Origin of the sequence: Alkaliphilus flagellatus (assembly GCF_018919215.1) — a bacterium.
Lineage (GTDB): Bacteria > Bacillota > Clostridia > Peptostreptococcales > Natronincolaceae > Alkaliphilus_B > Alkaliphilus_B flagellatus.
Map to the genome: position 1 here is coordinate 142787 of NZ_JAHLQK010000005.1, position 21089 is coordinate 163875.

Annotated in this window: 24 protein-coding genes; all 24 read left to right on the forward strand. The window is 31.2% G+C overall.

What is annotated here, in order from left to right; genetic code table 11:
* Positions 1 to 9 precede the first annotated feature (9 nt).
* On the forward strand, positions 10 to 1029 hold the full coding sequence (gene fliG / locus KQI88_RS13400) for a flagellar motor switch protein FliG (protein WP_216418141.1): 1020 nt from the start codon (positions 10 to 12) through the stop codon (positions 1027 to 1029).
* Positions 1022 to 1819 carry a FliH/SctL family protein gene (locus KQI88_RS13405; protein WP_216418142.1) on the forward strand — a complete coding sequence of 266 codons (798 nt, stop codon included), beginning with the start codon at positions 1022 to 1024 and terminating at the stop codon, positions 1817 to 1819. The genes fliG and KQI88_RS13405 overlap by 8 nt, the downstream gene beginning before the upstream one ends.
* 4 nt (positions 1820 to 1823) lie before the next feature.
* A complete protein-coding gene (gene fliI, locus KQI88_RS13410) occupies positions 1824 to 3137 on the forward strand; it encodes a flagellar protein export ATPase FliI (protein WP_216418143.1) in 1314 nt (437 codons plus the stop codon).
* Between the two features lie 11 nt (positions 3138 to 3148).
* Positions 3149 to 3589, forward strand: coding sequence for a flagellar export protein FliJ (gene fliJ / locus KQI88_RS13415; RefSeq protein WP_216418144.1), 441 nt, complete (start codon positions 3149 to 3151; stop codon positions 3587 to 3589).
* An 11-nt stretch (positions 3590 to 3600) separates the two neighbouring features.
* The gene (locus KQI88_RS13420) at positions 3601 to 4836 is read left to right on the forward strand and encodes a hypothetical protein (protein WP_216418145.1); all 1236 of its coding nucleotides are present in this window, start codon (positions 3601 to 3603) and stop codon (positions 4834 to 4836) included.
* A 137-nt stretch (positions 4837 to 4973) separates the two neighbouring features.
* Complete coding sequence (locus KQI88_RS13425) at positions 4974 to 6416, forward strand: flagellar hook-length control protein FliK (protein ID WP_216418146.1); 1443 nt, start codon at positions 4974 to 4976, stop codon at positions 6414 to 6416.
* Positions 6417 to 6428: 12 nt separating this feature from the next.
* Positions 6429 to 6851 (forward strand): flagellar hook capping FlgD N-terminal domain-containing protein, encoded by a 423-nt coding sequence (locus KQI88_RS13430; RefSeq protein WP_216418148.1) that lies wholly within the window; start codon positions 6429 to 6431, stop codon positions 6849 to 6851.
* A gap of 89 nt (positions 6852 to 6940) precedes the next feature.
* Positions 6941 to 7333 (forward strand): TIGR02530 family flagellar biosynthesis protein, encoded by a 393-nt coding sequence (locus tag KQI88_RS13435; protein WP_216418150.1) that lies wholly within the window; start codon positions 6941 to 6943, stop codon positions 7331 to 7333.
* 81 nt (positions 7334 to 7414) lie between these two features.
* Entirely contained in the window at positions 7415 to 8716 is a 1302-nt protein-coding gene (locus KQI88_RS13440) for a flagellar hook protein FlgE (RefSeq protein WP_216418152.1), read from the forward strand.
* A gap of 58 nt (positions 8717 to 8774) precedes the next feature.
* Positions 8775 to 8993: a flagellar FlbD family protein gene (locus KQI88_RS13445; RefSeq protein ID WP_216418154.1), complete on the forward strand. Its 219-nt coding sequence runs from the start codon at positions 8775 to 8777 to the stop codon at positions 8991 to 8993.
* Positions 8994 to 9028: 35 nt separating this feature from the next.
* Entirely contained in the window at positions 9029 to 9814 is a 786-nt protein-coding gene (locus KQI88_RS13450) for a motility protein A (protein WP_216418156.1), read from the forward strand.
* Positions 9814 to 10566 (forward strand): OmpA family protein, encoded by a 753-nt coding sequence (locus KQI88_RS13455; protein WP_216418158.1) that lies wholly within the window; start codon positions 9814 to 9816, stop codon positions 10564 to 10566. Before KQI88_RS13450 ends, KQI88_RS13455 begins: the two co-directional genes overlap by 1 nt.
* A 20-nt stretch (positions 10567 to 10586) precedes the next feature.
* Positions 10587 to 11003: a flagellar basal body-associated FliL family protein gene (locus KQI88_RS13460; RefSeq protein WP_216418161.1), complete on the forward strand. Its 417-nt coding sequence runs from the start codon at positions 10587 to 10589 to the stop codon at positions 11001 to 11003.
* 15 nt (positions 11004 to 11018) lie between these two features.
* Positions 11019 to 12014 (forward strand): flagellar motor switch protein FliM, encoded by a 996-nt coding sequence (fliM, locus tag KQI88_RS13465; protein ID WP_216418162.1) that lies wholly within the window; start codon positions 11019 to 11021, stop codon positions 12012 to 12014.
* Positions 12007 to 13167 (forward strand): flagellar motor switch phosphatase FliY, encoded by a 1161-nt coding sequence (fliY, locus tag KQI88_RS13470; protein ID WP_216418164.1) that lies wholly within the window; start codon positions 12007 to 12009, stop codon positions 13165 to 13167. Before fliM ends, fliY begins: the two co-directional genes overlap by 8 nt.
* A gap of 108 nt (positions 13168 to 13275) precedes the next feature.
* Positions 13276 to 13638 (forward strand): response regulator, encoded by a 363-nt coding sequence (locus KQI88_RS13475; protein ID WP_212378158.1) that lies wholly within the window; start codon positions 13276 to 13278, stop codon positions 13636 to 13638.
* 1 nt (position 13639) lies between these two features.
* Positions 13640 to 13981, forward strand: coding sequence for a flagellar biosynthetic protein FliO (locus KQI88_RS13480; protein WP_216418166.1), 342 nt, complete (start codon positions 13640 to 13642; stop codon positions 13979 to 13981).
* A 46-nt stretch (positions 13982 to 14027) separates the two neighbouring features.
* Positions 14028 to 14837 (forward strand): flagellar type III secretion system pore protein FliP, encoded by an 810-nt coding sequence (gene fliP, locus KQI88_RS13485; protein ID WP_216418168.1) that lies wholly within the window; start codon positions 14028 to 14030, stop codon positions 14835 to 14837.
* A 10-nt stretch (positions 14838 to 14847) separates the two neighbouring features.
* Entirely contained in the window at positions 14848 to 15117 is a 270-nt protein-coding gene (fliQ, locus tag KQI88_RS13490; RefSeq protein ID WP_216418170.1) for a flagellar biosynthesis protein FliQ, read from the forward strand.
* Positions 15118 to 15130: 13 nt separating this feature from the next.
* Positions 15131 to 15925, forward strand: coding sequence for a flagellar biosynthetic protein FliR (gene fliR, locus KQI88_RS13495; protein ID WP_216418172.1), 795 nt, complete (start codon positions 15131 to 15133; stop codon positions 15923 to 15925).
* 4 nt (positions 15926 to 15929) lie between these two features.
* Positions 15930 to 17018 carry a flagellar biosynthesis protein FlhB gene (gene flhB, locus KQI88_RS13500; protein ID WP_216418174.1) on the forward strand — a complete coding sequence of 363 codons (1089 nt, stop codon included), beginning with the start codon at positions 15930 to 15932 and terminating at the stop codon, positions 17016 to 17018.
* 10 nt (positions 17019 to 17028) lie between these two features.
* Positions 17029 to 19059: a flagellar biosynthesis protein FlhA gene (flhA, locus tag KQI88_RS13505; protein ID WP_216418176.1), complete on the forward strand. Its 2031-nt coding sequence runs from the start codon at positions 17029 to 17031 to the stop codon at positions 19057 to 19059.
* The gene (flhF, locus tag KQI88_RS13510) at positions 19060 to 20193 is read left to right on the forward strand and encodes a flagellar biosynthesis protein FlhF (RefSeq protein WP_216418178.1); all 1134 of its coding nucleotides are present in this window, start codon (positions 19060 to 19062) and stop codon (positions 20191 to 20193) included.
* Between the two features lie 4 nt (positions 20194 to 20197).
* Complete coding sequence (locus KQI88_RS13515; RefSeq protein WP_216418180.1) at positions 20198 to 21088, forward strand: MinD/ParA family protein; 891 nt, start codon at positions 20198 to 20200, stop codon at positions 21086 to 21088.
* Position 21089: the final 1 nt, after the last annotated feature.

Here is a 21089-nt window from a genome sequence, read left to right on the forward strand (position 1 = left end):
GGTGAACATATGGCGAGAAGAGTGTCTAAAGGAGATATTACTGGAAGAGAAAAAGCTGCAATATTATTAATAAGCTTAGGACCAGAATACTCTGCTCAAATTTTCAAACATTTGAGTAATGAAGAAATAGAAGAACTTACATTAGAAATCGCAAATATGCGAAAAGTATCTCCTGAAGAAAAAGACAGGGTTTTAGATGAATTTTATGAAATATGTCTAGCACAAGAATATATTTCTGAAGGCGGTATTAATTATGCTAAGGATGTGCTTGAAAAGGCTTTAGGGTCTCAGAAGGCAATGGATATTATAAATAAGCTAACAGCCTCTTTACAAGTTAAGCCATTTGATTTTGCTCGAAAGGCTGATCCGAGCCAATTGCTGAATTATATTCAAAATGAGCATCCACAAACAATTGCGCTAATACTTGCGTATTTATCCTCATCCCAATCAGCACAAATATTATCTGCTTTGCCTCAAGGAAAGCAGTCGGAAGTAGCGCAAAGAATTGCTACTATGGATAGAACTTCACCTGAAATCATTAGGGAGGTTGAAATGGTATTAGAAAGAAAACTGTCTTCTTTAGTTAACCAAGACTACACATCGGCAGGGGGTATACAGTCAATTGTGGATATACTTAACTCCGTTGATAGGGGTACAGAGAAGAATATTATGGATACATTAGAAATTCAAGATATAGAATTAGCTGAGGAAATTAGAAAAAGAATGTTTATATTTGAAGACATCATTGGCTTGGATAGTACATCTATTCAAAGATTTATTAGAGATACTGACAATAAAGAATTAGCAGTGGCATTAAAGGGAGCAACCAAAGAAGTCGCCGATGTTATTTATGCTAATATGTCAAAACGTATGGCAGAAATGATAAAGGAAGATATGGACTTTATGGGACCTGTTAGACTAAGAGATGTAGAAGAAGCACAACAAAAAATAGTTAATATTATTAGAAGATTAGAAGAGGCAGGAGAAATCATCATTTCTCGAGGTGGGGGAGATGAAATAATTGTCTAAAGTATATAAAAGAAATGAAATTGTTTTAGGTGAAGAAAAATTGATTAAGCTTCAAATCAATCAAATAGTAAAGCATAATGAAAATGAAAATTTAGACAAACAAAAAGATGATCAAGTACAAGTAAATGAACAAATGAGTAAAGATGCTGAAGCAATAATTGATAAAGCCAAAAAAGATGCAGATAGCTTGCTAGAGAATGTAGAGTTAGAGTGCAATGAAATTCTTAGTAAGACCCAAGAAGAAAGAGAAGCTATAATTGCAGAAGCTTATACAAAAGCTAGTGAAATTCTAGAGGCTGCAAGAGAAGAAGGATATAGCAAAGGGATAGTGCAGGGTCAAGAGATAGGGCTAAAAGAAGTAGACTCTATAATTGAGGAAGCTAAAGAGATAAAGGAAAATGCATTGTTAGAGAAAAAAGCTATGGCTAAATCTTTAGAAAATGAAATAGTAGAATTGGTAATTTCCTGCGTTAAGAAAGTTTTGAATTATGAACTAGAAAGAGAACATTCTTTATTGCTTAATCTTGTTGAAAAAGGTATTGAAAAGTGTACATATACAGATAGCTTAATAATTCGTGTAAGTACAAATGATCATGAAATAGTTAATTCATCTAAAAACAAAATATATATGATGACAGAAGGAATAGACACTATAGAAGTGAAAAAGGATCCAGCACTGGAAACTGGTAGTATTATTATTGAAACAACTTCAGGTACAGTAGATGCAAGTATTCAAACCCAAATAGCACAAATTGAACAAACATTTCATGATATTCTAAAAGGCGAGTGATAGGATGCACACTATTTCATTAGAAAAATATGAAAATAGACTTTTAAAGTTAGATTTAATTAAATATACTGGCTATGTTTCTCAAGTTATAGGATTAACAATCGAATCTATAGGACCAGCTGTAAAACTGGGTGAAATATGTAAAATATACACACTTAAAGGCACAGAACCCATTTTGGCAGAGGTGGTTGGATTTAAAGAAAAAAAAGTTCTACTTATGCCATTAGGTGAAATGGAAGGGATTGGTCCAGGTAGCAAGGTGGAGGCCTTAGGAACTACTATGGAAGTAAATGTTGGAGAATCATTGCTTGGTCGTGTTCTAGACGGCTTAGGAAATCCAATAGATGGGAAAGGTCCTTTAGATAGTTGCAAAACATATCCTGTTATGGCATCACCACCAAACCCGTTGCTTCGTACTAAAATAGAGGAACCTTTAGCATTAGGAGTTAAGGCAATTGACGGTTTATTAACCTGTGGAAATGGACAAAGGATAGGTATATTTGCAGGTAGTGGTGTTGGTAAAAGTACATTGCTTGGAATGATAGCCAGAAATACCCAAGCAGATATAAATGTAATAGCTTTAATAGGAGAACGTGGTAGGGAGGTTAGGGAGTTTATAGAAAACGACCTACAGGAAGAAGGATTAAAACGATCCGTTCTTGTTGTAGCAACCTCAGATCAGCCAGCCCTTATTCGAATGAAGGGAGCGTTGTTAGCCACATCAATAGCTGAATATTTCAGAGATCAAGGAAAAAATGTAATACTAATGATGGACTCATTAACAAGATTTTCTATGGCTCAAAGAGAGGTTGGATTGGCTATTGGAGAACCACCTGTAACTAGAGGATATACTCCTTCAGTTTTTGCAGTGTTACCTAAGTTGTTAGAAAGATCGGGAACATCCGATAAAGGTTCTATAACAGGATTATACACTGTATTAGTAGATGGGGATGATATGAATGAACCTATAGCGGACACGGTTCGTGGAATATTGGACGGGCATATTGTTTTGTCAAGAAAAATTGCCAACCGTAATCATTATCCAGCTATAGATATTTTAGCTAGTGTAAGTAGGGTAATGCCAAATGTAGTTAGCAAAGACCACACTCAGTTGTCTAATCAAATTAAGGAACTATTATCTATATATAATAGTTCGGAAGATCTAATAAATATAGGGGCCTATATTAAAGGAACAAATAAAAAAATAGATGAAGCTATTAGTAAAATTGATAGTATAAATGCATTTTTGCAACAGGAAAGACAAGATAAAACTAGTTTTGATGATGCAGTTAAGGTTATGCAACAAATTTTAGCATAGGGAGGATAATAATGGAAAAATTTATCTTTCGATTTGATACTATTTTAAATACTAAAGAAAAAATTGAAGAAGATAGAAAAAACAAACTTGGTATTTCAATGAAGAAACTAGTAACTGAGCAGGAGCACTTACAAAGATTATTTCAGAAAAAAAATGATATGGTAAATCAATGGCAAGAAAAGTCAAGTAAAATAGTAAAAATAAGTGAACTTAGAAGTATATCTAATAATTTAGATATAATGCAAAACATTATAGATAAACAGTTAAATGTGGTAGAACAATCGGAACTAGAAACAGAAAATAGAAGAAAACAACTGCTGGAAGCTTCAAAACAGAAAAAGGTGTTTGAGAAATTAAAAGAAAAAGACTATGAAGAGCATAAATACAATCAGCTAAAAAAAGAAGATGCTTTAACTGATGAAATTGTATCCTATAAAGCTGTGTGTAGATAAAGGGGGATCCAATGGCTATAAATAGAGAAGAATTTAAAGAAAAGTCCTTTATTAAAACTTTGTCAATTATGCTTATATCCTTCATTGCTTTACCATTAATAATCATGGGTATAATGTATTTCGGCAATGAAAATTTTAAAGATAATGCCAATAAGATTTTATCTGGATTACCTGGGAGTATAGGAAGTTACTTTCAATCTATACCTACAAAAAATGAGAGAGAACAGCTTAAGAAAAATATTGCTAAGCATTATGTAGATTTGGATCAAAGTAGAATTGTAGATAAGCTGCTTATTGTAAAGGGAGAGGACGAGGAACTATTTAAGGATTTATTAATCCTAATGAGTAAAGAGAATCCAAATAAAATGAAAAAAGTAAAAGAAGATTTGAGGTTATTAAACTTAAAAAATGATCCTATAAATAGAATTTTAAGCGAGATCGATAAAGATAGTGAAGAAAAAATAAATTCGTTGCAAAAGTATTATACATCCTTAACTCTCTCTAAAGGTGTACAGGAAATAGAAAGAACCTATGCAAGCAATGAAATATCAGTAGATGAATTAGTTAACCTGTTTCAAAATTTAAAGCCTGATCAAGCATCTAAATATCTATTTTATTTAGATGTAGAGTTAGGAAGGCAAATTAAATATAAGTTACCTAGTAGTTCATTAAGAAATATTGAAAAAAAACTTCAGGAATTAGAAACAAAACAACAAAAACTATTTGACCTAGCTCTAGCATATGAAAATAAATCTCTTGATGAGGCTGTAGCTGAATTAGGAAATTTAAAAACATATAGTATAGAGGAACTAGCTTTCATATTTAAAGAGTTAACAATTGTAAAGTCATCTAGAATATTATCTAAAGTTGACGATAATGATTTTATGTTAACTTTATTCGATGAGATTAATCAGTTACAAGAGTTATTAAAAGAGACTCCAAATATTTCTCCTGCAATTATAAAAGGAGTTGGGATTTATAAAGATTATGATAAAAAAATAATGGAATTAGCTTCTGTATATGAAAAAACATCCACTGATGAACTAGCAAAAATGCTAGAGACTATGTTAAACAAAAATGAGGTATATCAAAAATATAGTTTAAGTGATACTGAAGATATTGTATTTAATGAAGCACAATTGGTGATTGATGTCTTAAACAAGTTAAAAGCAAATAAGGTAGCAGAAGTGATACAAAGAATGAGTGAAAAAAACAGGGTTGTTCTTTCTAAAAAACTATTAGATTAAAGTTTAGAACAAAGGCTTTTGAATAAGTCTTTTAAATGAAATAAGCCTTTGTTCTAATGGATTTTATGGAAAGTGTATATTAAAGAGATTTATAGTTTTTATGTATTATAAAAAAATAGAAAGGAGGTGAAATTAGAATGATGAATATAGCAGGGATACACAACCTACTTAGTCAGAAAAACACTATTGTAGCTAAGGATCAAATATCTACCGACAAAGACAAACAACTCTTTTCAGATGTTTTCGACAATGAAAAGAAAAGTTTGATTTTCAAAAGGCAAGATAAGAAAACACAAGCTGTGAATAATAGCCAGAATGCAACCAACAATACAAGCAAACAAGTAGAGAGCAGCTCAACATCTTCATCTAACAAAGCTTCTAATAAGGAGACAAAACCTACTAATAAAGATAATAAAGTTTTAGACTCTAAAGAAAATGGACAGTTAGAGCTTGAAGATGGTGAATCTATAGACAAAGATAAGGATGAACTATTAGACCATATTCTTTCTTTGCTTCAAAGTTTAATTGCTAGTATTCAAGTAGATATATCTAAAATAGAAGATGGTTCTAAGGTTGATAGGGAACTAAGTATAGTTGAGATGGAAAGTTTGGCTGATTTAAATAATCAATTGAATCTCTTATTAGATACAATAGATATTGAAGCAGGCGAATTACTTAAAGAGAATATCGACACAACACTTTCAACTATAACTAGACTAGCTGACCAAACACTATTGGATAATAAAGATATAATATTTACACAAAACGAAAATGTAAGTGAGGTATTAAGCAACTTAGAGGAACTTAAAAATAATATAGAACTTGCTTTAACTAATGTTAATTCGGCCAAGAATAATGATCCACAAAAACTAGAAATAAAAAGTGAACTTGACTTAGTGGATGAGGAAACAAAAAACATATCTGAAAATGATACAGCAATAGTTGATGCAGTTGCTATAGATGAAGAAGGTAATACTGAAGCTAAAAAATTATATAAGCAAACTCCACCTGATGCTAAAGAAAAGGATGACTTCTTCAAACAACACGAGAGATATGAAGACATAATAATTAATGATAATGTTTTAGTATCTCAACAAGAAAAATTTGATCAAAAGATTAATGTAAGGGTTATAAAAAATGAAATTATTGATCCAAAGCAATTTGTTGGTGAGATTGCTCAAAAAGCTGGTGCATTTTTATCCAAGGATAGAAATGAAATGAGTATACAGCTAACTCCTGAAAATCTTGGAAAGATATCTATTAAAATAGGATTGAATGATGGAACACTGACGGGAAAAATTTATGCCGAAAACTATTCAGTCAAAGAAATAATAGAGACAAATCTAAACCAACTTAGAGATGCTTTGGAAGAAAAAGGACTTAGTATTTCAGGACTTGAAGTTCATGTAGGTGATAATTCTCAAAATTTTGGAAGTAGGTTATTCCAATCAAGATTAACAAACAAGCAAAAATCTAAAGAAGTTTCTACTGTATCTAATAATACTTTTTTAACATTAGAACAGGAAGTTAACGAAAAAAACCCATATTTAGTTTCAAGTCAATTTGATGGTTTAGTTTAAGGAGGTAAAACAATGCCAAATGTTTCAGAGATAGAAAATAGGTATAGATATTATAATAACGAAAATAACGCACAGCAAAAAACACAATCTAGTAATTTAGATAAGGATGCTTTTTTAAAGCTTCTAGTTACCCAAATGCAGAACCAAGACCCATTAAATCCGATGGAAGATAGAGACTTTATTGCCCAGATGGCTCAGTTTAGCTCATTAGAGCAGATGCAAAATTTAAATGATACATTTACTCTAACACAGGCTACGATGCTAGAGCATATTGCACAAATGAATAATAACTTAGTCAAAAGTCAGACCAATATAGTGGAGCAATTAGAAAAAATAAATGAAGGTCTAAAAAAGTTAAATGGTGAAGATGTTGAAGAACCAGGAGATATTGAAGAGCCAGGAGATGTTGAGGATGGCGAAGTAGTAGAACCTTAAGTTGAATTTGCCGATAAAACCAATAATAGTACTAAAGGCAGTAACGAAGCGTCAGCTTAGGAACAACACTTCTAAAGGAGGGAAGTGAATTGTATCCAATTAAAATTAATCAAATCCGTATTAACCAAAATATTAATCCAAATCAAAATCAAAATAGAAATGTAAATACTATAAACAATCAAAAGGTTACATTTGAGGCATTACTACAAAAAGAAGTACATAAAAATAATAACCTCAAGTTTTCAAAACATGCTTTGGAGAGGTTAGAGGAAAGAAAAATAGAGTTAACTACTCAAGAGGTAGATAAGCTCAACAATGCTATTACGAAGGCAGCTGAAAAAGGTATTAAGGAAACCTTAATTATAATGGACAATAAAGCTTTTATTGCCAGCGTGCCAAATAGAACAGTCATTACAGCTGCAACAGATAAGCAGCTAAAGGAAAATGTATTTACTAATATAGATGGTGCTATATTCGCATAGGCTGGACCCCTAGTGGGAGGCCTTCCGTTTCTGAAAGATAGATGAAATTGGGCACCAAAATAAGAGGAGGTTTATTTAACTATGATGCGTTCAATGTATTCAGCAGTATCAAGCTTAAGAGCTCACCAATTAAAGATGGACGTAATTGGAAATAACATCGCCAATGTTAATACAGTAGGCTATAAAGGATCTAGGGTTACTTTCCAAGAAGTTTTTAGTCAAACATTAAGGGGAGCAGGTAGACCACAGGAAGGTGGACGAGGAGGAACAAACCCTCAACAGGTAGGGCTAGGTGTTGCTGTAAGTTCCATGGATACCTTCCATATAAGAGGAGCTGTAGAGACTACAGGATATAATACAGACCTTATGATAAATGGCGAAGGGTTCTTTATAGTTTCAGATACAGCAGGTGGAGCTAATAAAAGTTATACAAGGGCAGGTAATCTTGGACTAGATACAGATGGTAACCTTATAACACCAGATGGTTATTATGTACTTGGGTACGAATCAGATGGAAAGGGTGGGTTTGTTGAAAGTTTAACAGGTCTTAAAATTTCAAAGTCAATTACAAACCCTCCTAAGGCTACAGACAAAGCTATTTTTGAAGGTAATATTGATAGTAAATTAAAAGCACCAGATAATACTGATCCAGCAAATCCTATTCTTGGTGAAAAATTTAGTACTGTTATGAAGATATACGATAGCTTAGGGAATCCACATAATATTGAAGTGACCTTTGAAAGAACAGATGATGGAAATGGTGCAACAAGAGAATTTGATGTGAACATTACTAAAATTGATGATGTTGAACAAACTGACAATCTAATTGATTTAAAACTTGAATTCAACTCTGAGGGAAAATTGATTTCGACAACTAAATCGATTGATCTTGAGGTACAGGACCCTGCTAATAGTGGGGTATTCCAAGGAGCTAATCCTTTAAATATAAACTTAGATTTTTCAGCTTTAACAAGTTACGCAGAAAAATCCGATGCAGCAGCCCTTAATATAAATGGTTATGGAAGTGGAAAACTAGATGATTTTACAATAGCAGATAATGGAGAAATAGAAGGAGTATTTAGTAATGGACAGATTCAGATTTTAGGAAAAATTAGATTAGCTAACTTTAAAAACCCTGCAGGGCTAATTAAAACAGGATCAAATATGTATAGAGAAACATCTAATTCTGGTGAAGCTATGTTTGGAGATGCAGGTATGGGCGGATTTGGTAGCTTAAGGGCTGGCGCACTTGAAATGTCTAATGTAGATCTATCTAATGAATTTACTAATATGATTACAACACAAAGAGGTTTTCAAGCTAACTCAAGAATTATTACAACAAGTGATGAAATGTTACAGGAAGTAGTTAATATAAAAAGATAATATAATATAACAATCCCTCTCCCTTGATCATATATCAAGGGAGAGAAAGGATGATAAAATGATATATTTGAAGAGAATGAATAATAAGGAGTTTGTCTTAAATGTAGATTTAATAGAAACAATTGAAGAGACTCCAGATACAGTTATTACATTAACCAATGGACACAAAATGATTGTAATAGAAAGTGCAAATGAAGTTATACAAAAAATTATAGAATATAAAAGAAATATATATATTGAAAATATAGATAAAGTAAAACCAAATAAATTAATATAAATTATTAATACTTACATAAGAATTGAGGTGTAGAAGTGGATATAGCTACGATACTTGGTATAATTATTGGTTTAGCATTTGTTATTGGTGGAATATTAGCAGATGGAGCTTTAATGGACTTTGTTAACTTAGCTTCTATTTTGATTGTATTTGGTGGAACAGTTGCATCTACCTTAGTAGCCTACCCTTTAAAGGGAGTAATGGAGGCAGTTAAAATTGCAGCGAAAGCTTTTTCAAACAAAGCAGAAGATCCTAACCAAATAATTGCACAAATTAACACACTTGCAAATATTGCAAGGAAAGAGGGACTATTAGCCTTAGAAGAAGCCTCTGGAGAGATAGACGAACCATTTTTGAAAAAAGGTGCTATGTTAATTGTAGATGGAACAGACCCAGAGTTGGTGAGAAATTTATTAGAAACAGAATTATCTTTTATTGAAGAAAGACACAAAAATGGACAAGGCATATTTGAGGCTATGGGATCATTTGCCCCAGCCTTTGGTATGATTGGTACTTTAATTGGATTAATAAATATGCTTCAAAAACTAGATAATCCTGATGCAATTGGACCAAGCATGGCTGTTGCATTAATTACAACATTCTATGGATCATTATTAGCAAATTTAGTATTTATTCCAATAGCTAATAAACTTAAATTAAAGAGTCGAGAAGAAATTTTAAGAAAAGAGATCATGGTAGAGGGATTACTATCAATACAAGCTGGGGAAAATCCAAGAATTATTGAAGAAAAGCTAAAGGCATTTTTACCACCTAAAGCTAGAGAGGGTTTTCACGGTAAACAGGAAGGTGTGGGAGCATAATGGCAAGAAGAAGATCAAGCCAAGAAGAGCCTAAGGCTGGCGCACCAGAATGGATGACTACCTATGGTGATATGGTTACCTTACTACTTTGCTTTTTCGTTTTACTGTTTTCATTTTCTACTGTAGATGCTCAGAAGTTTCAAGCTATAATGCAATCTTTTCAAGGATCATTAGGTATATTAGATTCAGGTACTGCAATTGAAACGGATCAATTTATAACTGAGGCAATGAAGGAAGATTTAACTACAAATCAAAGACAAGAATTAGAAGATTTTAGAAAACTTCAAGAAGTTTTAGAAGAGTATTTGGAAAGTTATAATCTAGAGTCTGATGTTTTAGTATCTCAAGAAAATGCAGGTCTTGTGTTACGTTTTCAGGACAATGTTTTATTCGATCCTGGAAAGGCTGAATTAAAACCAAGATCAAAACAAATTTTAGAAGATATTTCTGCATTTTTACAAACTCCAGAGTTTCTAGAAAAGTCTATCCGTATAGAGGGACATACAGATACGGTTAAAGTTAACCCGAGTTTATTATACCCTACTAATTGGGAACTATCGGCGGGCAGAGCTTCTAATGTAGTTAGATATTTAATAGAAGATTTGAGTTTGGCACCAGAGCGTTTTTCGATATCTGGTTATGGAGAATACCATCCTATTGCTCCTAATGATACTGCAGAAAATAAATCAAAAAATAGAAGAGTGGATATTGTAATATTAAGATCAGAATACATTACTTCTAAACCTAAATAATATGAAAATGGGGGAAGATTATGGGTCTAAAAAAAATAATTATATACATATTAATTGGCTTTATAGTATCAGGTCTCTTTTTTGGAGTAATGTTTTATTTCATGAATAATAGACAGCCTAGAGAAGTTGCAATAACCTATAAAACATATGAATATAATGCAGGTGAATTCTCTACTAATCTAGGAAGCACAAGAAGTTATTTTAAAGGCTCTATAATAATAGAAACAACTGATAAAAACTTATCAACTAAATTTGAAGAAAAAAATGCTGAACTTAGAGATAGCATTATATCAACTTTAATTGGAAAAAAAGCAGATGAAATATTAGATACTAATGGACAATTAGAGCTAAAAAATGAAATTCTGAAAGTAGTGGCAGACATTGTTAATTCAGATAAAATTACTAATATATATTTTGTTGACTACATTATTCAATAAACAGGAGGTGAAGAAATGTCAGATATTTTATCCCAAAATGAAATTGATGCCCTACTTAATGCATTAAATACTGGTGAAGTTGATGTAGAGGAAATAAAAGAAGATAAATCTGAAAAAAAAATTAAGAGATATGATTTTAAAAGTCCTAAAAAATTAGCTAAAGATCAATTAAAAACACTGCAAATTATACATGAAAACTTCACAAGAACCTTGAATACCTTTTTATCTGGCTATCTTCGTACCTATGTTCAGGCAGAAGTTATAAGTGTAGAGGAACTATCATACTATGAGTTTAGTAACTCAATCGTAAACCCAGCTGTCCTTTCAATTATTGACTTTTATCCTTTAGAGGGACAAATAATTATTGATATGTCATCAGCTATAGCTTTTACACTAATTGACAGAATATTAGGAGGGCAAGGTAGAGCATTAGAAGAGAGTCGTTCTTTTACAGAAATAGAGCTGACATTGATTAGAAAAATTATAAAACAGTTAACCACGTTACTTGTAGATCCTTGGGAAAATGTAATAGAGATTCAACCTAAATTAGATAAAATTGAAACAAATTCTCAGTTTGCACAAATAGTTTCACCAAACGAGACTACAGCACTAATTACTTTACATTTAAAAATAGGTGATATTCAAGGCTATTTAAACATATGTATTCCACATATTGTAATAGAGCCAATTCTTCCAAAGTTAAGCACAAAATTTTGGTTTTCTAACATAAATAAACAAGCAACTGAAAAGGATAAAAATATTTTAGAAAAAAGGTTAACAAATAGCTCTGTTGATGTCGCTGTTGAACTTGGTCACACCTATATAACTGTTAAAGATTTTTTAGAGTTACAGCTAGGTGATGTAGTTGTATTAGATAATAACCCAAATAAAGAATTAGAAATAAAAGTTGGAACCAGACATAAATATTTTGGAGCTCCTGGTACTATTAAAAACAATGTGGCTGTTAAAATTACTAGAGTAGAAGAGAAAGGAGATGAGCTATATGAGTGATATGTTATCTCAAGAGGAAATTGATGCCCTATTAACTGGGACAGACACTCCTAGCAGCAATGAAAGTTCTATTGGATTTACAGAAGAAGAGAAGGATGCCATAGGTGAAATAGGCAATATTAGTATGGGGACTGCGGCTACCACCCTATCTACTCTTTTAGGTCAAAAGGTAACGATTACTACACCTAAAGTAGAAGTTTTAACTCTTGAACAGTTATCAAATGAATATCCTCTTCCATTTGTAGCTGTTGATGTTAAATATAAAGAGGGGTTAGAAGGCACAAACTTACTTATATTAAAGGAAGAAGATGTAAGCATTATTACCGATTTGATGATGGGCGGAAATGGAAACATACAATCAGGTGAATTAACAGAGTTACACTTAAGTGCTATTGGTGAAGCTATGAATCAGATGGTTGGATCATCTTCAACATCATTATCAGAAATGTTGGGTAAAAAAATAGATATAAGTCCACCTGAAGCTTTCATTTTAAATTTATCTGTAGATAATCTATTAGAACATTTTTCAGATTACACAGATTCTGTAGTTAAGATCGCTTTTCGTATGGTAATTGGTGAACTAATAGATAGTGAAATTATGCAACTTATGCCTATTGATTTTGCTAAGGAAATTGTTGAAGGATTATTCAATGACATGACAGATACATCAAACAATACTACTAGCAGCGCTAAGGAAAATTTAAAAAGCGATATATCGATTCAAACTAAGCCCACTAACTTAGGAGAGATAAGAAATACAGAGAGCGCCTATACGTATGAAACTAATAGTTACAATAATGATAAAAGAATAAACCAAGCCAATGAAAAAGTAAATATAAGACCTGTACAATTTCAGTCCTTCGATGAATCATCTATTAAAGCTGGAATGCCTGAAAATATTTCATTAATACAAGATGTGCCATTAAAAATAACTGTTGAATTAGGTAGAACAGTAAAAAAAATAAGTGAAATTTTAGAGTTTGGTCCGGGAACTATTATAGAATTAGATAAGCTAGTAGGTGAACCTTTAGATATACTAGTTAATGGTCAATATGTAGCTAAGGGAGAAGTAGTGGTAATAGACGAAAACTATGGAATACGGGTTACTGATATTGTTAATCCTGTCAAACGTCTTTCTAAGGCATATGAATAATTTAGATAGATTTGAAACTATATAAATTGACTTATCCTATATTCTGTTGGTAATATATACATATATCTACTACCTGATTACTATCTAAATGAAAGAGGAGGAAAAATAATGTCTAATGGAATTTTAATTGTTGATGATGCGGCATTTATGAGAATGATGATTAAAGATGTGCTAACTAAAAATGGCTTTGACGTAGTAGGCGAAGCTGAAAATGGTGCTAGAGCGATTGAAAAGTATAAGGAACTACAGCCTAACCTAACTATTATGGATATAACAATGCCTGAAATTGACGGTATACAAGCTGTAAAAGAAATAAAAAAAATAGATCCGAGTGCAAAGATAATTATGTGTTCTGCTATGGGGCAACAAGCAATGGTTATTGAAGCTATTCAAGCAGGTGCAAAGGATTTTATAGTTAAGCCATTCCAAGCTGATCGTGTAATAGAAGCTGTTAAAAAAGTGATCGGATAAAATGAATAATACTCTATCTGGACTTTTTTTATTGATAGCTACAGTTATTACTATTGTTTTTGCCTATTATATTACTATTATAATAGGCAAAAAAACAAATAAGTTAATGAAGGGACGATATACTCAGGTTTTAGAGAGAACAATGATAGGTTTGAACATAAGCATTACGCTTGTAAAAATAAATAAAAAAATATATATTATTGCTTTGCAAGGAAAGACAATTAAACTTTTAGATGCAATTGATGAATCAGAATGGAGCTTTTTAACTACTGGAAATGAAAATTCATTTGAAATTAACAATAGGATAAATAATTTATTTAAAAATAGATTATTTAAGAAATAAAAATTTTTTTAAAATAAAAGATAGGGCTAGAATGGTAGTGTGAATAATGAAAAATCTAAATTGTAAATTCAAACAAATAATTAATATGAAAAATAAAAATATTATATTACTATGTTTAATAATAGTCTCTTTTTTTCTATTGGGATCAACTAGGGCATTTGCTCAAACTAATATTAGCATACCAAATGTACAATTGAATATTGATGGGGCAAGTAGTCCTGAAGAAACTGCTAGCTCGTTACAGTTACTGGGTTTGTTAACTGTTCTATCATTAGCACCTGCTATTTTGATTATGGTTACAAGTTTTACAAGAATAATAATTGTTTTATCTTTTTTAAGAAATGCAATTGCAACACAGCAAACTCCTCCAACTCAAGTACTTATAGGACTGGCTCTGTTTTTGACATTCTTCATTATGAGTCCTATTGCTTCAGAAATCAACCAAAATGCATTGCAGCCATACTTGAATGAGGAAATTACTCAATCTGAAGCAATTGAAGAAGCTATGGAGCCGTTAAGACAATTTATGTTTAGGCAAACTAGAGAAAATGATATAGCCTTATTTTTAGAAGCCAGTGGTACCGAATTATCAAGTGATCCTCAGTTAGATGATATCCCTACAACTTCACTCATTCCGGCTTTTATTATTAGTGAACTAAAAACTGCCTTCCAAATGGGATTTGTATTGTTTATTCCATTTATAGTATTAGATATGGTTGTTTCAAGTGCATTAATGTCAATGGGAATGATGATGCTGCCACCAGCAATGATTTCACTACCATTTAAACTTCTTTTATTTGTAATGGTAGATGGATGGAATGTTTTAATTAAGTCCTTATTATTAAGTTTTAAATAGAGGTGAAAAAATGAATGAAGCAATGATTATTGAATTAGGCCAGCATACAATGTTTACTATTTTAATTCTATCTGCGCCGATGTTAGTAATTGGTCTAATAGTTGGATTAGCTGTTAGTATTTTTCAGGCCACAACTCAAATTCAAGAGGCAACATTAGCTTTTATTCCTAAAATTATAGCGGTTTTGGGATCTATAGTGGTTTTCGGACCATGGCTTTTATCAATAATTATTAACTTTACATTAAAACTATATACAAATTTAAATAATTTTATTCAGTAAAGAGTGATTAAATATGACAGGTGATTTAATAAGTTTTATACTAGTAAATTTTCAACTGTTTATCCTAATATTGGTTAGAGTAACTGGCTTATTTGTTATATCTCCAATATTTGGTCGTAATAATCTTCCCACAATCATGAAAATTGGTTTATCTATTACAGTAGCATTAATATTACTTCCATTAAAAATTAATGGCTTTTATTTAGAAATTGATAATATGAGAACATTAATGTTTTGGTCAATATCTGAATTTTTGATAGGTATTATTATTGGCCTTATTGCATTTATATATTTTAGTATTGTATACCTTGCGGGTACAATAGTTGATATTCAGATGGGGTTTGGTATGGTAAACATTATGGATCCTCAAACAAATGCACAGATGCCTCTAATGGGAGGGTTTTATAATATATTACTTACCTTGGTATTTTTAACTATTAATGGTCACCATCAAATGATAAAAAGTTTGATATATAGTTATGAAATACTTCCAATAGGGTTTAATATCTCGGTAAGTGAGAGTTTAATCAACTATTTAATAAAAATTTTTACAGACACATTTATTTTAGCATTTCAATTAAGTGCACCTATTTTGATTGCTATTTTTTTGGCTAATGTAATCCTAGGGATTTTAGCACGTACAATGCCTCAAATGAACATTTTTATTGTAGGATTACCTTTGAAAATTGCTATAGGTATTATTATCATATTGCTATCTTTAAGATTTTTTATACCCTACTCTGAAAGTTTGTTTGATAAAATGTTTCAATCCATATATGAACTAATGCAAATTTTGTCTAGAGGATGATTCTATGGATTTTAAAATTAATCTACAGCTTTTTTCTGAAGAAAAAACAGAACAGGCAACCCCCAAAAAGAAAAAGGAAACTAGGGAAAAGGGGAATGTTCTACAGAGCAAAGAAATAAATTCGGCTTTTGTTCTTTTAGCAACATTTATAATGATAAATGCTTTTGCTACATTTATTGGAATAACTCTTAGAAATACGACAAGCTATATTTATGATCAATATTTAGCTTTAGACTTCATATTTTCATTAAAAAACCTCCAAACTCTTTTAATTAATGCTATAATAAGTTTTTTTATTATTGTAGCACCTATAGCCTTAACTAATTTGGTAGTTGGTGTTGCAGCAAGCTATCTACAAGTTGGAGTTTTGTTTACCACAAAACCTTTAGCTATTGATATTAAAAAAATAAATCCAATTGAAGGATTTAAGCGAATGTTTTCTATGAAGTCTATTATAGAGCTTTTAAAGGCACTGATTCGAATTATAGTTATTGGTTATATATCTTATAATTACGTTAAAGGACAAATAGTCACTATTTTAGAGACTATAGGAATGGACATAGGAACAATATTAAAATTAATTTTAAAGATGTCAATAAGTATTGGAATAAAAGCAGGATCAATATTAGTTGTACTTGCCGCCTTAGATTATTTTTATCAAAGATATGAATATAATAAAAATTTAAAAATGTCTAAACAAGAAATTAAAGAAGAATATAAACAAACTGAAGGAAATCCACAAATAAAATCAAAAATTAAAGAGAAGCAAAGACAGATGTCGATGCAAAGAATGATGCAAGATATTCCGAAGGCAGATGTAATTATTACAAACCCTACTCACTTTGCCATCGGAATTAAATATAATCCTAAAGAATTTGATGCTCCAAGGGTTATTGCAAAGGGGCAAGACCTTATAGCACAAAATATTAAGAAAATTGCTTTAGAAAATAACATTCCAATTGTTGAGAATAAGCCATTGGCTAGAACCTTATATGATAGCGTAGATATAGGGCAATTTGTACCACCTGAGCTTTATCAGGCTGTTGCGGAAGTATTAGCTTACGTTTATCGTATTAATAATAAGATTGAATAGGGGAGAGAACATGAAGAAGTATGGAGACATTGTAGTTACACTTGCAATAATAGCTATTATAGTAATTATTATTATACCTGTTCCACTAGGTGCTCTTGATGTTTTGTTAAGTTTTAATATTTCTCTATCCTTGTTGATTTTGATTAAAGCTATGTACACAGAAGAAGCTTTGGAATTTTCAATTTTTCCATCTCTTTTGTTAATTACTACCTTATTTAGATTAGCCCTCAATGTTACTACTACTAGATATATATTATCTACTGGCTCTGCTGGTGGATTAATTGATACTTTTGGTAGCTTTGTTATGCAAGGAAATGCAGTTGTTGGATTTGTAATATTTTTAATAATAATAATTATACAATTTATGGTAATCACTAAGGGCTCTGAAAGAGTTTCAGAGGTGGCAGCTAGATTTACATTAGATGCAATGCCTGGAAAACAAATGGCGATAGATGCAGATCTTAATGCTGGTCTTATAGATGATCAAGAAGCTAGGGAAAGAAGAAAGAAAGTACAAAGAGAATCTGATTTTTATGGAGCTATGGATGGAGCAAGTAAGTTTGTTAAAGGTGATTCTATTGCAGGTATTATTATTACTATCATTAACATTATTGGAGGATTTGCAATAGGTATGTTAGCTGGCGATTTGAGTTTTGGAGAGGCCCTTCAAAAGTATACTATATTAACAGTAGGGGATGGACTGGTTAGCCAAATTCCTGCTTTGTTAATTTCGACAGCTACTGGTATAGTTGTAACAAGAGCTGCATCTGAAGGAAACTTAGGTAATGATTTAATTAAGCAGTTATTTAATAATCATAAAATAATGTTTATAATTTCTGGGGTTTTAGTTGTATTTGCTATTGCAGGATTACCACGGGTACCATTTATATTACTAGCTTTATTATTTTTATATCTAGGTATGAATTTAAGAAAAGCTGTAATCAAAGCTGAAACAGAAGTAGTACCAGATAAAATTACCGAAACAGTGGATGAAAAAAGAAAACCAGAAAATGTTATACCTTTGCTTAATGTAGACCCTATTGAGTTGGAATTTGGATACGGGATTATACCACTAGCCGATGCTAGCCAAGGTGGAGATCTTTTTGATCGCTTAGTTATGATTAGAAGACAATGCGCTCTTGAACTCGGAATTATAGTTCCAATGTTTAGGCTTAGAGACAATATTCAATTAGAGCCTAATCATTATATAATAAAAATTAAAGGTGTTGAAATTACGTCAGGTGAAATAATGTTTGATCATTATTTAGCGATGAATCCAGGAATGGCTGATGGTGAACTAGAGGGTATTGATACGGTGGAACCAGCCTTTGGATTACCAGCTAAATGGATAAACGAGCAAGAACGAGAAAAAGCAGAGATATTTGGATATACCGTGGTAGATCCTCCTTCAATTATAGCAACCCATTTGACTGAAGTAGTTAAAAAACATGCCTACGAATTATTAGGTAGACAAGATGTTAAAAAGTTAATAGATAATGTTAAAGAAAGTCATCCTGCTTTAGTAGAAGAGCTAATTCCTGCTCAAATGAGTCTGGGAGAAATCCAAAAAGTATTATATAATCTATTAAAAGAAGGTGTTTCAATAAGAGATATGGTTACTATTCTTGAAACATTGGCGGATTATTCAAATATGACTAGAGACGCAGATATGCTCACAGAGTATGTAAGACAAGCTTTAAGTAGAGCCATTACTAAACAATTTATACCTAACCAACCTGCAAAAGTAATAACGGTTGATCAGCAACTAGAACAAAAAATTATGGAATCTATTCAACAAACTGATAGAGGTACATATATTGCAATGGATCCAGATTTAATTCAATCGATTTTAAACAATTTATCTTATCAATTACAAAAATTAATTAATCTAGGTGAACAGCCTATTATTATTACTGCTCCAATTGTTAGGCTGTATTTAAAGAGATTAACGGAGCAACTTACTTCTGACTTAGTTGTTTTATCTTACAATGAAGTTGATCCATCTGTAGAAATCGAATCTGTTGGGATGGTGAGAATATAGATGAAAGTAAAAAAATTTTATGGTGTTGATAACCATGACGTTATAACTAAAGTAAAGAGTGAGTTAGGATCAAATGCTGTAATTCTTCATCAGAGAAAAGTTAAACCCAAAGGTATATTTGGTTTCTTAAAAAAATCAGTTGTAGAAGTGGTAGCTGCAATTGAAGAAAATGAAATAGCTACAACAATGACTAATATAACCAATATGGCTAAGGCTCAAGAGATAAATCTAAGAGAAAGAGCAACGTTAAAGTCTAAAGATAAGGAACTACAAATGGAAATAAATGATATTAAATCTATGCTAGGTACTGTAGTCAACCAAATGCAAAGTATTAACTTATCAAAAGCAACCGATGACTTAAATAGTAAAAAAAATAGTTACATATATAACGTGTTGCGTGAAAATGAAATAGATGAGGAATTAATTAATGAACTTTTAAATAATTGCGATATTGATATTAATGATTTAGAACTGAAAGATAAAGAAACTATCAAAAAAATCCTGGCACAGATTATACCAACAACTATTAATAATAATATAGACTTTAATTCAAAGGTTATATTTTTTGTCGGTCCTACAGGTGTAGGTAAAACAACTACAATTGCGAAAATTGCTGCAAACTATAATTTGGAAAAAGGTTTAAATGTTGGATTAATAAGTGCAGATACATATCGGATAGCTGCTGTAGAACAATTGAAGGTTTATAGTGATATTTTAAATATTCCATTGGAAGTAATTTATTCGCCTAAGGAAATTCATACTGCTCTTGAACGTCTTAGTAATAGCGATATAATCATGATTGATACTGCTGGCAGAAGTCATAAGAATAGTGAACATGTAGATGAATTAGCTTTACTTTTAAATGAAGTAAAAAATAAAAGCGTTTATTTAGTAATTAGCTCGACCACTAAGAATAGTGATTTAAAAGATATTTTAAAAACATATAGTTTTATAGAGGATTATAAAATTATTTTTACAAAATTAGATGAAGTTAGCACCTACGGACCGATTTTAAATATTGCTATGAGAGAACCTGAATATATTTCCTATGTAACTACTGGACAAAGTGTTCCTGATGATATTGAAGTGGTAACTTCAAATAAAATTTTAGATATGTTACTGAAGGAGATATAATAAGATGGACCAAGCCGCCAAATTGCGAGAGTTAATTAATAGTAGAAGAATGTATTCTAAACAAATTGCCGCACATAATGAGAATATCACTAAGGATGCTAGAATAATATGTGTTACTAGTGGAAAGGGTGGGGTTGGCAAAACAAACTTTACAATTAATTTAGGTATGGAATTGACTAAATTAAATAATAGAGTAGTTATTATAGATGCAGATTTAGGCCTAGCTAATATTGATGTAGTTTTAGGAACAGTCCCTAAATATACTTTACTTGACGTTATTCATAATGATAAATCCTTAGATGAAGTTATGATAAATGGCCCTAATGATATAAAGATTATATCTGGTGGATCTGGAGTCCTTGAGTTAGTAGATATGTCTTTAGCATCTATACAGCAGTTAATTGAAAAACTCAACTCTATAAATAATTACGCAGATATTATTTTGATTGATACAGGAGCAGGTTTATCTAACTCAGTTCTATCTTTTGTTCTTTCAGCTCAAGAAATTATAATTGTTACTACGCCTGAACCAACATCTATAACAGATGCATATGCTATGATTAAAACTATAAATTTAAAAGATAAAAATAAAAAAATAAAGGTTATAGTTAACAGAGTGGAGAATATAACTGAAGGTAATATTGCTTTTGAAAAACTAAACAATGCGTCTAAACGTTTTCTATCAATGGATTTAGAAAAATTAGGTCATATTTTTGATGATAATAGTGTTAGTAGATCTGTAAAAAAACAAAGACCTTTTACAATGGAATATCCTAATAGCATTGCTAGTAAAAACATTAAAAATATTGCTATAAAACTTGTAAATGATGTTACATTTGAAAGTAGCAATGTTTTTGATAACTTTTTTAAAAAGCTAGTTAATTTTTTAAGATAGG

Excerpts from the sequence above, each read along its gene's own strand:
- fliG (WP_216418141.1), top strand. The coding sequence starts at position 10 with ATGGCGAGAAGAGTGTCTAAAGGAGATATTACTGGAAGAGAAAAAGCT.
- fliI (WP_216418143.1), top strand. The coding sequence starts at position 1,824 with ATGCACACTATTTCATTAGAAAAATATGAAAATAGACTTTTAAAGTTA.
- fliJ (WP_216418144.1), top strand. The coding sequence starts at position 3,149 with ATGGAAAAATTTATCTTTCGATTTGATACTATTTTAAATACTAAAGAA.
- KQI88_RS13420 (WP_216418145.1), top strand. The coding sequence starts at position 3,601 with ATGGCTATAAATAGAGAAGAATTTAAAGAAAAGTCCTTTATTAAAACT.
- KQI88_RS13425 (WP_216418146.1), top strand. The coding sequence starts at position 4,974 with ATGATGAATATAGCAGGGATACACAACCTACTTAGTCAGAAAAACACT.
- KQI88_RS13430 (WP_216418148.1), top strand. The coding sequence starts at position 6,429 with ATGCCAAATGTTTCAGAGATAGAAAATAGGTATAGATATTATAATAAC.
- KQI88_RS13440 (WP_216418152.1), top strand. The coding sequence starts at position 7,415 with ATGATGCGTTCAATGTATTCAGCAGTATCAAGCTTAAGAGCTCACCAA.
- KQI88_RS13445 (WP_216418154.1), top strand. The coding sequence starts at position 8,775 with ATGATATATTTGAAGAGAATGAATAATAAGGAGTTTGTCTTAAATGTA.
- KQI88_RS13455 (WP_216418158.1), top strand. The coding sequence starts at position 9,814 with ATGGCAAGAAGAAGATCAAGCCAAGAAGAGCCTAAGGCTGGCGCACCA.
- KQI88_RS13460 (WP_216418161.1), top strand. The coding sequence starts at position 10,587 with ATGGGTCTAAAAAAAATAATTATATACATATTAATTGGCTTTATAGTA.
- fliM (WP_216418162.1), top strand. The coding sequence starts at position 11,019 with ATGTCAGATATTTTATCCCAAAATGAAATTGATGCCCTACTTAATGCA.
- fliY (WP_216418164.1), top strand. The coding sequence starts at position 12,007 with ATGAGTGATATGTTATCTCAAGAGGAAATTGATGCCCTATTAACTGGG.
- KQI88_RS13475 (WP_212378158.1), top strand. The coding sequence starts at position 13,276 with ATGTCTAATGGAATTTTAATTGTTGATGATGCGGCATTTATGAGAATG.
- KQI88_RS13480 (WP_216418166.1), top strand. The coding sequence starts at position 13,640 with ATGAATAATACTCTATCTGGACTTTTTTTATTGATAGCTACAGTTATT.
- fliP (WP_216418168.1), top strand. The coding sequence starts at position 14,028 with ATGAAAAATCTAAATTGTAAATTCAAACAAATAATTAATATGAAAAAT.
- fliQ (WP_216418170.1), top strand. The coding sequence starts at position 14,848 with ATGAATGAAGCAATGATTATTGAATTAGGCCAGCATACAATGTTTACT.
- fliR (WP_216418172.1), top strand. The coding sequence starts at position 15,131 with ATGACAGGTGATTTAATAAGTTTTATACTAGTAAATTTTCAACTGTTT.
- flhB (WP_216418174.1), top strand. The coding sequence starts at position 15,930 with ATGGATTTTAAAATTAATCTACAGCTTTTTTCTGAAGAAAAAACAGAA.
- flhA (WP_216418176.1), top strand. The coding sequence starts at position 17,029 with ATGAAGAAGTATGGAGACATTGTAGTTACACTTGCAATAATAGCTATT.
- flhF (WP_216418178.1), top strand. The coding sequence starts at position 19,060 with ATGAAAGTAAAAAAATTTTATGGTGTTGATAACCATGACGTTATAACT.
- KQI88_RS13515 (WP_216418180.1), top strand. The coding sequence starts at position 20,198 with ATGGACCAAGCCGCCAAATTGCGAGAGTTAATTAATAGTAGAAGAATG.